The sequence below is a fragment of the Humibacter soli genome (assembly GCF_054779035.1).
Window position 1 is genome coordinate 1,149,670 of record NZ_BAAGYX010000001.1, and the last position, 12,323, is coordinate 1,161,992.

The 12,323-nt window shown below is 66.2% G+C and carries 12 protein-coding genes and 2 tRNA genes; 5 read left to right on the forward strand and 9 right to left on the reverse strand.

The window, feature by feature from the left end; genetic code table 11:
• Nucleotides 1-3: 3 nt before the first annotated feature.
• The 6 genes from clpX to ACYVDN_RS05380 form a co-directional block, all read right to left on the reverse strand.
• Nucleotides 4-1,284, reverse strand: a complete 1,281-nt coding sequence (gene clpX / locus ACYVDN_RS05355) for an ATP-dependent Clp protease ATP-binding subunit ClpX (protein WP_460569164.1) — start codon at nucleotides 1,282-1,284, stop codon at nucleotides 4-6.
• 151 nt (nucleotides 1,285-1,435) lie between these two features.
• Complete coding sequence (locus tag ACYVDN_RS05360) at nucleotides 1,436-2,113, reverse strand: ATP-dependent Clp protease proteolytic subunit (RefSeq protein ID WP_460569166.1); 678 nt, start codon at nucleotides 2,111-2,113, stop codon at nucleotides 1,436-1,438.
• Between the two features lie 28 nt (nucleotides 2,114-2,141).
• Nucleotides 2,142-2,726, reverse strand: a complete 585-nt coding sequence (locus tag ACYVDN_RS05365; RefSeq protein ID WP_460569168.1) for an ATP-dependent Clp protease proteolytic subunit — start codon at nucleotides 2,724-2,726, stop codon at nucleotides 2,142-2,144.
• 229 nt (nucleotides 2,727-2,955) lie between these two features.
• Nucleotides 2,956-3,432 (reverse strand): tetratricopeptide repeat protein, encoded by a 477-nt coding sequence (locus ACYVDN_RS05370; protein ID WP_460569170.1) that lies wholly within the window; start codon nucleotides 3,430-3,432, stop codon nucleotides 2,956-2,958.
• Between the two features lie 137 nt (nucleotides 3,433-3,569).
• Nucleotides 3,570-4,976 carry a trigger factor gene (tig, locus tag ACYVDN_RS05375; protein ID WP_460569172.1) on the reverse strand — a complete coding sequence of 469 codons (1,407 nt, stop codon included), beginning with the start codon at nucleotides 4,974-4,976 and terminating at the stop codon, nucleotides 3,570-3,572.
• Nucleotides 4,977-5,021: 45 nt separating this feature from the next.
• A tRNA-Pro gene (locus ACYVDN_RS05380) sits at nucleotides 5,022-5,096 on the reverse strand.
• 166 nt (nucleotides 5,097-5,262) lie between these two features.
• On the opposite strand from ACYVDN_RS05380, the gene ACYVDN_RS05385 reads away from it, so the two are divergent.
• From ACYVDN_RS05385 to ACYVDN_RS05400, 4 genes are all read left to right on the forward strand, one after another.
• Nucleotides 5,263-5,336 (forward strand) — tRNA-Gly (locus tag ACYVDN_RS05385).
• A 293-nt stretch (nucleotides 5,337-5,629) separates the two neighbouring features.
• On the forward strand, nucleotides 5,630-6,145 hold the full coding sequence (locus ACYVDN_RS05390; protein WP_460569174.1) for a DUF3060 domain-containing protein: 516 nt from the start codon (nucleotides 5,630-5,632) through the stop codon (nucleotides 6,143-6,145).
• 174 nt (nucleotides 6,146-6,319) lie between these two features.
• Nucleotides 6,320-6,907, forward strand: coding sequence for a hypothetical protein (locus ACYVDN_RS05395; RefSeq protein ID WP_460569176.1), 588 nt, complete (start codon nucleotides 6,320-6,322; stop codon nucleotides 6,905-6,907).
• Between the two features lie 102 nt (nucleotides 6,908-7,009).
• Nucleotides 7,010-7,495, forward strand: a complete 486-nt coding sequence (locus tag ACYVDN_RS05400) for a Dps family protein (RefSeq protein WP_460569178.1) — start codon at nucleotides 7,010-7,012, stop codon at nucleotides 7,493-7,495.
• 27 nt (nucleotides 7,496-7,522) lie between these two features.
• On the opposite strand, the gene ACYVDN_RS05405 is transcribed toward ACYVDN_RS05400, so the two are convergent.
• Genes ACYVDN_RS05405 through ACYVDN_RS05415 form a run of 3 tightly spaced genes read right to left on the reverse strand, consistent with a single transcriptional unit; the run spans nucleotide 7,523 to nucleotide 9,613 of the window.
• Complete coding sequence (locus tag ACYVDN_RS05405) at nucleotides 7,523-8,497, reverse strand: Fpg/Nei family DNA glycosylase (protein ID WP_460569180.1); 975 nt, start codon at nucleotides 8,495-8,497, stop codon at nucleotides 7,523-7,525.
• 4 nt (nucleotides 8,498-8,501) lie between these two features.
• Entirely contained in the window at nucleotides 8,502-8,990 is a 489-nt protein-coding gene (locus tag ACYVDN_RS05410; protein WP_460569182.1) for an RpiB/LacA/LacB family sugar-phosphate isomerase, read from the reverse strand.
• Between the two features lie 23 nt (nucleotides 8,991-9,013).
• A complete protein-coding gene (locus ACYVDN_RS05415; protein ID WP_460569184.1) occupies nucleotides 9,014-9,613 on the reverse strand; it encodes a mycothiol-dependent nitroreductase Rv2466c family protein in 600 nt (199 codons plus the stop codon).
• 149 nt (nucleotides 9,614-9,762) lie between these two features.
• Between ACYVDN_RS05415 and pepN the strand changes: the two genes are divergently transcribed.
• On the forward strand, nucleotides 9,763-12,318 hold the full coding sequence (pepN, locus tag ACYVDN_RS05420) for a M1 family aminopeptidase (RefSeq protein ID WP_460569186.1): 2,556 nt from the start codon (nucleotides 9,763-9,765) through the stop codon (nucleotides 12,316-12,318).
• The last annotated feature ends 5 nt before the right edge of the window (nucleotides 12,319-12,323 follow it).

The window sequence follows — 12,323 nt, forward strand, 5'->3', positions numbered from 1 at the left end:
GTCCTAAGCGGACTTCTCTTCGCGGCGAGTGCGGCGGTGGGGAACGATCGTGGGCGCCGCGTTGTCGAGAACCGCTTCACGGGTCACGACAACACGCGCGACCTCGTCGCTCGACGGCACCTCGAACATGATCGGCCCGAGGACCTCTTCCATGATGGCTCGGAGACCTCGCGCACCCGTCTGCCGCAGAACAGCGAGATCGGCGATGGCATCGAGAGCTGCTGACTCGAAGTCGAGCTCGACGCCGTCGAGTTCGAACATGCGCTGATACTGCCTGACGAGCGCGTTCTTCGGCACCGTGAGGATCTGGATGAGCGCCTCGCGGTCCAGCTGCGACACGGTCGTCACCACGGGCAGACGCCCGATGAACTCCGGGATCAGACCGAATTTGTGCAGGTCTTCGGGCAGCACCTCGCTGAAGAGGTTGATGTCGTCGCCCTTACTGTGCAGCGGGGCGCCGAAGCCGATGCCCTTCTTGCCCGCCCTCGACGAGATGATGTCTTCGAGTCCCGCGAACGCGCCCGCAACGATGAACAGCACGTTCGTCGTGTCGATCTGGATGAACTCCTGGTGCGGATGCTTGCGCCCGCCCTGCGGAGGCACCGACGCGACGGTGCCCTCCAGAATCTTCAGCAGCGCCTGCTGCACGCCCTCGCCCGAGACATCCCTCGTGATCGACGGGTTCTCGGCCTTGCGGGCGATCTTGTCGACCTCGTCGATGTAGATGATGCCGGTCTCGGCGCGCTTGACGTCGTAGTCGGCGGCCTGAATCAGCTTGAGGAGGATGTTCTCGACATCCTCTCCGACATAGCCGGCCTCGGTGAGAGCTGTGGCATCGGCGAACGCGAACGGCACGTTCAGCCGCTTGGCGAGGGTCTGCGCCAGATAGGTCTTGCCACAGCCGGTCGGCCCGATCAGGAGAATGTTGGACTTGGCGATCTCGACGTCTTCGCCGACGGATTCGGCCGGCCCGAGAGTGGTGCGCGCCCGAACCCGCTTGTAGTGGTTGTAGACAGCGACGGAGAGCGCCTTCTTCGCCGGCTCCTGGCCGATGACGTATTCCTCGAGGAAAGCGAAGATCTCTTTCGGCTTCGGCAGCTCGAACTGGCCGGAGTTCTCTTCACCGGACTCGGCCATGCGCTCTTCGATGATCTCGTTGCACAGCTCGACGCACTCGTCGCAGATGTACACGCCGGGGCCCGCGATGAGCTGCTGCACCTGCTTCTGGCTCTTTCCACAGAATGAGCACTTGAGCAGGTCGGCGCTTTCTCCGATGCGAGCCATGGAACCTCCCGAGTGGGCTGCTTTTTACGAGCCTAACCTGTGGCGCCGACATTGGACGGGAGCTCTGCCTCCCGCGTGCCGACCCATCGGCACGACGCGAGAAGCGGCGGCGGACATCCTGATCCGCCGCCGCTTCCGGTGTGTCTGCGTGCTACTTCGCGGTGAGCGCCGGAAGGCTCTTCCTACTGGTGAGCACCTGGTCGATGAGACCGTACTCGCGGGCCTCCTCGGCCGACAGGATCTTGTCGCGGTCGATGTCTTTGTTCACCTGCGCGACATCCTTGCCGGTGTGCTGCGACAACGTCTCCTCGAGCCAAGTGCGCATGCGCATGATCTCGTTGGCCTGGATCTCGATGTCCGACGCCTGCCCCTGCCCGGCCTCGCCGACAGCGGGCTGGTGGATGAGGATGCGGGCGTTCGGCAGGGCGAGACGCTTGCCGGGCGTGCCTGCCGCGGTCAGCACCGCAGCCGCGGAGGCGGCCTGGCCGAGCACGACGGTCTGTATCTGCGGACGGATGTACTGCATCGTGTCGTAGATCGCTGTCATGGCCGTGAACGATCCACCGGGCGAGTTGATGTACATCACGATGTCACGGTCGGGGTCCTGGCTCTCCAGCACGAGCAGCTGGGCCATGATGTCGTCGGCCGAGGCGTCATCCACCTGCACGCCGAGGAAGATGATGCGATCCTCGAAGAGCTTGGCGTAGGGGTCCTGGCGCTTGTAGCCGTATGCGGTGCGCTCTTCGAAGCTGGGCAGGATGTAACGCGAGCCCGGCATCTGTACGCGCGAGGCGCCACCGGCCAGTCCGGAGAAGTTCGGGGTTTCCATCTGTGTCGTTTCCTTCGTTCTCTCTCGCCTACTCCTGGGTTCCGCCGCCGCCGATGACGTCGGTGGCCGATTCCCTGATGTGGTCGACGAAGCCGTAGTCGAGCGCCTCCTGGGCGGTGAACCAGCGGTCGCGGTCGCCGTCGGCGTTGATCTGCTCGACGGTCTTGCCGGTCTGGGATGCGGTGATCTCAGCCAGCCTCTTCTTCATGTCGAGGATGAGCTGGGCCTGCGTCTGGATGTCGCTGGCCGTTCCGCCGAAGCCACCGTGCGGTTGGTGCAGCAGCACTCGGGCGTTCGGGGTGATGTAGCGCTTGCCCTTGGTTCCCGCGGTCAGCAGCAGCTGGCCCATGGAGGCCGCCATACCGATTCCCACGGTGACGATGTCGTTCGGCACGAACTGCATCGTGTCGTAGATGGCCATGCCTGCGGTGATCGAGCCACCGGGCGAGTTGATGTAGAGGTAGATGTCGCGCTTCGGGTCCTCGGCGGCCAGCAGCAACAGCTTGGCGGCGATCTCGTTCGCGTTGTCGTCGCGCACCTCCGAGCCGAGCCAGATGATGCGATCCTTCAGCAGTCGGTCAAAAACACTGGGTTGCAGTGTCGGTTCGGCCATGAACGTGCTCCTTTTCTTACGTGCTCTCGAATCTATCGAAGGCAACGCAACGGCACGGGCCTGTTCGCCGTGGGCAGAGCCCACGCCGCCTCCTCGCCGAGCCACCACCCGACCGTCGAGCCACCACCCAAGCCGCACCGATTCGGTGGTGGCTCGACGCGGAGGTGGTGGCTCGACGACGAAAGGCGCGGGTGGGTGGGGCGAGTGGGGGCAGGCGGCGCGGAACGAGTCAGTACGTGAGGTCCCTCGCGTAGTTCGCGACGGAGATTCGGTAGAGCGGCAGGTGCGGGGCGAGTGCGCCGAGGGCGATCGAGGTCGCGCGTCGCGTCTCACCGCTGGTCGCCAGGGCGAGGGCGTAGAACGCGGCGACCGCGTCACGGTAGGGAGACGCAGGATGGTTGGCGTACTCGTCCCCGAGCATCCATACCGCTTCGTGCACTCGTCCTAGGTTGCGCAACGTGCTCGCGAGCTGGATGACCGCCCGCACGCGATGATCGTCGTCGAGTCCGAGCAGCAGGGCACGGCGGTACAACGGCTCGGCCTCTTCTTCGAGGCCGGCGGAGTCTCGGGCTCCGGCCCTGTGGAACAGCGCGATCGCGTTGTCGCCCCACACCCCGGCCAGACGGTCGATGCGATCGATGCGATCCGCGTCGGTCAGACTCTCGTCGGCCCAGACGGCTTCGAACTGGCTGTCCCAATCGGCCATCGAACGGTCCTCCTCGTCGTCTTACGCCCAGCGAGTACCCCAGCACATTCCGCCTGCTCGACGCAAGATCGGCTCACTGCAAGAAGGGGGCGGATGCAACGCATCCACCCCCTTCCTTCCGAGCACTGCTCAGACGGCTACGCCTTCTTCGCCTTGCTGGACTTCTTCTTCGGCTTCTCTTCGGTCGCCTCTGCCTCTGGCGCTGCGGCCTCTGCCTCGGTCTCGTCTGCGGCCTGCGCGTCGTCGGCTGCGGCATCCTCTGCCGAGTCCTGAACGACGGCGAACTCGGACAGGTCGACCGGCTTGCCCTTGCTGTCCTTGACCACGGCGCGGCCGAGCAGCACGGCGATGGTCTTGTTGCGGGTGACCTCGCCGACCATCTGCGGAATCTGGCCGTTCTCGCCGAGAGCCGTGACGAACTCGTTCGGGTCCATGCCGTACTGCGCGGCGGCCTGCACGAGGTAGTTGGTCAGCTCGTCCTGGCTGACGGTGACGTTCTCCTTCTGCGCGATGTCGTCGAGCAGAATCTGGGTGCGGAACGACTTCTCACTGGCCTCGGTGACCTCCGCGCGGTGCACGTCGTCTTCCAGGCGGTTCTCGGACTCGAGGTGACGGTGCACCTCGTCTTCGACGACACCCTGGGGAACGGGGATGTCGGTCAGCTCGAGCAGGCGGTCCACCAGCAGCGTGCGCGCCTCGTTGCCCTGAGCGAAGGTCTTGCTGCGGGCAGCCTCGCCACGCAGGCTCTCGCGGAGCTCGCCGATGGTGTCGAACTCGCTGGAGATCTGCGCGAAGTCGTCGTCGGCCTCGGGAAGCTCGCGCTCCTTGACGGCGTTCAGCGTCACGGTGATCTCGGCGTCTTCACCCTCGTGGTCGCCGCCGAGCAGCTTCGAGGTGAAGGTCGTGGTCTCGCCGGCCGACAGGGCGTCGAGGGCCTCGTCGATGCCGTCGACGAGCTCGCCGGAGCCCAGCTCGTACGAGACGTTGCTCGCGGTGTCGATCTGCTCTTCGCCGATCGTGGCGACCAGGTCGAGCTGTGCGAAATCGCCCTTCTTGGCGGGGCGGTCGACCGTGACCAGCGTGCCGAAGCGGCTGCGCAAGCGGTCGAGCTCCTCCTCGACGTCGTCGGGCGTGATCTCGGCGGCTTCCACCGTCAGCTCGAGGCCGTCGTACTCCGGAAGGGTGATCTCCGGGCGCACGTCCACCTCGATGGCGACGATGAGGTCGCCGGAGAAGTCCTTGTCGCTGGGCCACTCGGTGATGTCGGCCTCCGGTCGACCGACCGGGCGCACGTCGTTCTCCTCGACCGCGGTGCGGAAGAAGCCGTCGAGCCCCTCGTTCACGGCGTGCTCCAGAACGGCACCCTTGCCGACACGCTGATCGATGATGGGCGGCGGCACCTTGCCCTTGCGGAAGCCGGGTACGTCGACCTGCTCTGCGATGTGCTCGTAAGCGTGCTTGATGCTGGGCTTCAGCTCGTCCGGGGTCACTGCGATGGTGAGCTTCGTCCGCGTCGGGCTCAGCTTTTCGACCGTGGTCTTCACGTGGGAGATCTCCTGTTATTCAAAGTGTTTCGGTCACAGTCCTTGTCGGGGCGACAGGATTTGAACCTGCGGCCTCCCGCTCCCAAAGCGGGCGCTCTAGCCAAGCTGAGCTACGCCCCGGATCGTGGTGGACCCGTGAGGTCCGACCCAGCCGGGCACACGCCAGGGCGCATGGCAAGCCGAATGACCTCGGACAGTCTAGCGAACGAAAGAGGATGTCCGTGCCGGTCGATTCCAGCCGCCCGCCCCGCATGCACTACACTTGCACAGCGGCCCACCGCCGCCCGGGGATGTAGCTCAATGGTAGAGCCTCAGTCTTCCAAACTGATGGTGCGGGTTCGATTCCCGTCATCCCCTCCAATGGCTCTGAGGGCGCCCGCAAGGGTGTCATCAGAGCCATTCGTGTGCACAGCGAATCGAACCCTTGGGTGGGCCCACGCCGCCAGTGGCTCCGCGCACCGCGCAGCGGTGGGTGGAGGGGCGGTGGGGACGATTCCCGTCATCCCCTCCAATGGCTCTGAGGGCGCCCGCAAGGGTGTCGTCAGGGCCATTCGATTCTGCGGGAAGGCCCGCGCGAAACCGCGACGCTGCGCCACACGTAACGCAAAGTCAAGCCTTGCGGAGTCGCTACTTCGGTCTGTCAGTATGGGCGGATGCCGACGCGACTGCACGCCGCCCTTCGCGCCGCGACGATGGTGATCGCGGGTGCCGCGCTGGTCGTTCTCGCCGGGTGCTCGGGCACCACGGGGCCGTCCGAAGACGCGACTCACTACACGACCGGCGGCGCGCACCACTGCAGCTCCGGCGAGTCGATCGAGCTCGACGGCGCATCGCACAACCAGATGGTCACGGGACGCTGCGGCGAGGTCATCGTCGTCGGTGACGGCAACACCGTGCAGGTCGACCATGCGGCAGCTCTCGAGGTCGATGGCGAGTCCGACAGCATCACGATCTCCGATCGCGTCGGCTCGGTCGTGCTGAGGGGCAACGGCATCGCGCTCGACGCCGACTCCATCGGGTCGGTGAAGGTCACAGGGCAGAACAACTCGATCACGTCACCGGCGCTCGGCGCCGTGATGGTGCAGGGCGACCACAACGTCGTCACGACGCAGGCGAAGCCCAGCGACTACCGTGTCTCCGGGCAGGATGACACCCTGACCGTGCACTGAACGGGCATCCACAGCGCGCCGTGCGGCGACCTCGGACGGCCGCCGAGCGCGAGCGTGCACGGAGCACTCCCGGTTTTTGGGAGAATCTCTTCTGAACGTCGCTCGGTTCATCCCTGTGCGGCGAACTGCACACCACCGCCACGGCGGACGCCACACGAGCAAAGGTCCTCGACGATGACACCAGACGAAGCCGCCGCGATCCTCGGGGTCGACAAAGACGCCGAGGTCAGCGAGATTCTCGCGACCTACTCGAAGAGAGTTCAGGCGGCAGGCGCCGACGCGACGCAGCTCGGCAGCGACGACCCCGAGGTGCAGGCACTCGTCGAGGCACGCACGACGCTGATGGATGACCGACGCCGACGCGCCGCGACCGAGCGGCAGACCAGCACGAAGACCCCAGAGCCGCAGTACGGACAGCGCTCCGCCACCTCCGCCGCTCCCCCGGTCTCCGCCTGGGGAGACGAGCCGCCGAAAGGCAAGTCCTTCACGCCGGAGCAGGAGGCGACACGCAAGCAGCGCTCGTTCCTCATCGCCATCATCGGCCTTGTGCTCTCGCTCACCGCGTGGGTGTGGTGGATGCTCGAGCCGCTCTCCGTCTTCGGAATGGGCCTCAGCATCTGGGCACTCGTGAGGGTTCGCGGTTACGGCAGCGGGTTGTACACGGGCACCAGGGCCGTTGCGTGGATCTCACTCGTCACAGGCGTGCTCGCCCTCATCGGGAACATCCTGCTCATCGTCAACGGGCTGGGTGCCGGCAAGTAATCCCTGATCGCTCGGCGTGTAAGCCCAGCCTTCGCTTGCTTGCGGAATGCCACCGTCCGCGTAGCGTTGAAGGGCAGATAGACGAGCGAAGGGACACTTTCCATGAGCACCACCGTGACCACTCCCAAGGCCACCACCAACCCGGACGTCGCAGCGGGCACCGCGCAGTTCCTCACCCCGGTCGTCCTCGAGCTCGAGGCGCTCGTCGTGAACGGCAAGCAGGCGCACTGGAACCTTCGCGGCGCGAACTTCATCGGCGTTCACGAGCTTCTCGACACGGTCATCGACCACGTGCAGGACTGGGCGGACACGGCCGCCGAGCGGATCGTCGCCCTCGGGCTGCCGATCGACGCCCGTATCGCCACGGTCGCCGCCAACACGAAGGCTCCTGCACTCAGCGACGGTTTCGTGCAGTCCGACCAGTCGATCGCGGAGTTCATCGGTCAGATCGACGTCGCTCTCGAGGCCGTCAACACGGCCGTGCGCGAGCTCGACGAGATCGACCAGACCAGCCAGGATGTCGCGATCGAGATCGCGCGCGGCCTCGACAAGGACCGCTGGCTGCTGTTCTCGCACATCGCCAAGTAGCCGCTCGAGTCGGCGGCAGCCGACCCGTCACGCCTGACAGTAGGGGCACCAGTAGAGCTTGCGGGACGCCATCGATTCCATCACGATGTGCGTCCCGCAGACTCGACACGGGAGCCCTTCCCGCTTGTACACCCAGTGCCTGTCCTCGCGCTTGGCCATGGCCTGCGCCCATTGCTCAGGGCTGAGGTCATCCATGGTCATCATCTGGCCCGTGCGCACGCCGACGTCGAGCAGGTGCGCCCAGTCCCGCCACAACGCACGAGCGGTCTCCAAGGGAACCTTCTTTCCCGGAGTGTGCGGGTTGAGGCGGGCGCGATAGAGCAGTTCGGCGCGGTAGACGTTGCCGATGCCGCTCACCACCGACTGGTCCATCAGAAGCAGCCCGATGGGGCTTTGCTTCGACGTGATCGCGCGGGCGACGGCCTCCTCGACTTCCGGCCCGTCATCGATGAGCGGATCCGGTCCGAGACGGCCGATGATCTCGGCGGCGCGTGCCTCGTCGATCACCTCGCAGGCGGTAGGACCACGCAGGTCGGCGACCGCCGTGTCGGTGAGCAGCCGAACGCGCACGGCACCGACCGGTTCCGGCGGGAAGACGAAGGCTGAGTCATCCTCTTTCTCCGACTCCGACATGCGAAGTCGGGCACGTCGTGGTGCTCCCATGCTCGCGAGCGAGTCCTCACCCCGCGAGTCCACCAGCGTTCCGTGCTGGTTGGTCTGGCCCATGCGACCGCCTGCTGAACTGATCGTGTCGTCGACGGTGATCTCGCCTGCGAAGTCCCACGCGCCGTAGATGCCGAGGTGCACCCGCAGCCAGAGTCCATTCTCGAACTCCAGGAACATCTGCTTGCCGACTGCACGGGCATCCGTCATCCGTTGCCCGTCGATCAGCTTCGCGTCCTCGCTGAACCGCCCCTGCGGCGAGCTCACGGCGACGCGCTTGCCGACGAAGTTGCGGCGGAACTGCAGGGCGATGCGATGAACGGAGTGACCCTCTGGCATGCGGTTACCGGTCGACGTTCTTGCCTGCGATGTCGCCCGTCGCCTCGAACTCCGCAAGCTGGCCGATGCGGCGCACGTGACGCTCCTCGAGCGAGAACGGCTCGGCGATGAAGGTGTCGATGAACGAGATCGCCTCCTCGACGGTGTGCTGCCTCGCACCGATCGCGATCACGTTGGCGTCGTTGTGCTGGCGCGCGAGCAGGGCCGTGCTCTCGTTCCACACCAGTGCGGCACGGATGCCCAGCACCTTGTTCGCCGCGATCTGCTCACCGTTCCCCGAGCCACCGAACACGACGCCGAGCGCCGTGACGCCGGCCTGCTGATCGAGGACGACGCCCTTGGCCGCGTTGATGCAGAACGCCGGGTAGTCGTCGAGCGGGTCGTACGAGCTCGGACCGTGGTCGATCACCTCGTGGCCGGCGTCGCGGAGGTGCTGCTGAAGGGTCTCCGAGAACTCGAGCCCGGCGTGGTCGGTGCCGATGTGGATGCGCATAGTTCCCAGTTTAGGGACGCCGCTCAGTCGAAGATCGGCTCGCGTGTGCGGGTGCGCTTCAGCTCGAAGAAGCCGTCGTACGAGGTCGCCGCGACGACGCCGTCCCACAACGTGAGCGCCTGCTCACCGCGCGGTGTCGGTGAGATCACCGGGCCGAAGAACGCGGTTCCGTTCACCGCGACGACCGGGGTCCCGACCTCCTGGCCGACGCGGTCGATGCCATCGCTGTGACTGGCCCGCAGCCGGGTGTCGAACTCGTCGGAGTCGGCGTAGCGCGCGTAGTCGGCAGGCAGCCCGACCTCGGCGAGCGCCTCGGAGATCACCTCGTCGACATCCTTGCGGTGACCGGGGTGGATGCGCGTGCCGAGCGCGTCATAGAGCGGCTTGACTGCCGCCTGGCCTGCAAGCTCCCCCACCGCCGTCACGAGTCGGGCGTACCGCAGCGTTCGCGGCAGCATCGCGCGATAGGACTCGGAGATGTCCTTGTCCTCGTTGAGCACATACAGGCTCATGATGTGCCAGGTCACGTTCAGTTCGCGGTGGGGTGCGACCTCGTCCACCCAGCGGGAGGTCATCCAGGCCCATGGGCATGAGGGGTCGAACCAGAAGTCAACGTCGGTCATGTCATCCATCTAAGCGTCGGTGCCCCGAGCGCGAGGACTGGAGACCGCCGACCCCGGGATCGGGGCACGCCGTAGGCTTGGGCGTTGGACGCCGTACACGACACGGGTCCGCGTCAACACAAGCCGCAACCCATACCTAGGAGAGCCACGTGCCAGGAGAGAACCTCACTCGCATCGAAGCGGCCGAACGCCGCGCCATCGTCGACACCCACAGCTACGACGTCGTACTGAACCTGACGACGGGCGATGAGACGTTCCTCAGCGCGACCACCGTGCGGTTCTCCGCGAAGAAGGGCGCGTCGACCTTCATCGACGCGATCACCGACGAGGTGCTCTCCGTGGTGCTCAACGGCACGGCGCTCGACCCGTCGAACGTGAGCGACGGCGTGCGCATCCAGCTCGACGATCTCGACGACGAGAACGAGCTCAGCATCGTGGCGAACATGCGCTACACGAACACCGGCGAGGGCCTCCACCGCTTCGTCGACCCCGTCGACGGCGAGGTGTACCTCTATTCGCAGTTCGAGGTTCCGGACTCCCGTCGCATGTACCCGGTGTTCGAGCAGCCGGATCTCAAGGCCGAGTTCACCTTCACCGTCACGACCCCGGCCGAGTGGGCCGTCGTGAGCAACTCCCCCGTGGCATCCGTGGAGCTCGCCGGACCGATCAAGACAACGGTGTTCGAGCCGACGCCGGTGATCTCGTCGTACATCACGGCGCTCATCGCCGGACCGTACACGAGCTGGCAGTCAGAGCTGACGAGCCGCGATGGCCGAGTCATCCCGCTCGGCGTGTACGCGCGTGCCTCGCTTGCCGAGTACATGGACGCCGACTACATCTTCGACAAGACCAGGGAGGGCTTCGCGTTCTACGAAGAGCGTTTCGACGTGCCCTACCCGTTCGCCAAGTACGACCAGCTGTTCGTTCCGGAGTTCAACGCCGGCGCGATGGAGAACGCGGGCGCGATCACGTTCACCGAGACGTACGTGTTCCGCTCCAAGGTGACCGACGCGATCAGGGAGCGCCGGGTCGTCACGATCCTGCACGAGCTCGCGCACATGTGGTTCGGCGACCTGGTCACGATGAAGTGGTGGAACGACCTGTGGCTGAACGAGTCGTTCGCAGAGTACGCGTCGACGCTCGCCACGGCAGAGGCCACCGAGTGGCATGAGGCGTGGACCACGTTCGCCGCCATGGAGAAGAGCTGGGCGTACCGCCAGGACCAGCTGCCCTCGACGCACCCGATCGTCGCCACCATCAACGATCTCGAAGACGTGCAGGTGAACTTCGACGGCATCACGTACGCCAAGGGCGCTTCCGTGCTCAAGCAACTCGTCGCGTGGGTCGGGCAGGACGACTTCCTCGCGGGCGTCTCGCAGTACTTCAAGAAGCACGCGCACTCCAACACCGAGCTGCGCGACCTGCTTGTGGAACTCGAGGCGACGAGCGGACGCGACCTCACGTCGTGGTCGAAGCTCTGGCTCGAGACCGCCGGCGTGAACACGCTGCGCCCCGAGATCGCCGTGGACGCCGACGGCACGTTCACCGGGTTCGCCGTGCTGCAGAGCGCGAAGCCCGACTACCCGACGCTGCGGCCGCACCGCCTCGCCATCGGCCTCTACAACCTGCGCGACACCGAAGGCGGTCGGCGACTGGTGCGCGACCAGCGTCTCGAGCTCGACGTCGACGGCGAGCGAACGGAGGTCGCGGAGCTCGTCGGCGTGAAGCGTCCCGACCTCGTGCTGATCAACGACGACGACCTCGCGTACGCGAAGATCCGCCTCGACGAAGCGTCGCTGAAGGTCGCCATCGAGCACCTCTCCGACATCGAGTCGCCGCTGGCGCGTTCGCTGGTGTGGGGGTCGGTGTGGGATGCCACGCGCGACGCGGAGACGCCGGCGAGCGACTACGTTCGCCTCGTGCTCGGCAACATCGGCTCGGAGACCGAGTCGACGACGCTGCGCACCACGCTGAACCAGCTCGTGCTGAGCGTGTCGTCGTACGTCGCTCCAGAGCGGCGTGAAGCGGCAAGGACCGAGTCGGCGGACGCGCTGTGGCAGCTCGCCTCCGACGCGGAGCCGGGCAGCGACGCGCAGTTCCAGTTCGTCAAGTTCTTCGCCGCGCTCGCGTCGACGGCCGACCAGCTGGCCAAGGTGGCCGGCCTGCGCGACGGCTCGATCGTGCTCGACGACCTGACGATCGACACCGACCTCGCGTGGGAGCTGCTCACCTCGCTCGTGGCCGGCGGCCAGGCGGGTGCCGCAGAGATCGACGCAGCCCTCGCCGCGGACAACACCGCGACCGGAGCCCAGGCCGCCGCACAGGCTCGCGCCGCCATCCCCACCGCCGACGGCAAGGGCGCCGCGTGGTCGAGCGTCTTCGATTCGGACGACCTGCCGAACACGATCGTGCGGATGACCGGCATCGGGTTCCAGCGCGTGCACGACACCTCGCTCCTGGAGCCCTACGTCGCACGGTACTTCAACGCACTTCAGTCGGTGTGGGCATCTCGTTCCTACAAGATCGCGGAGTACCTCGTCGAAGGCATGTACCCGTTCCCGCTGGTCGACCAGCGGCTCGCGGACGCCACCCGGTCATGGCTCGACGCGAACCAGGAGCCCGCCGCGCTGCGCCGCCTGGTCTCGGAGAACCTCGCGTCGGTCGAGCGCGCTCTCGCGGCGCAGCGAAGGGACGCTCAGGACTGACCTCA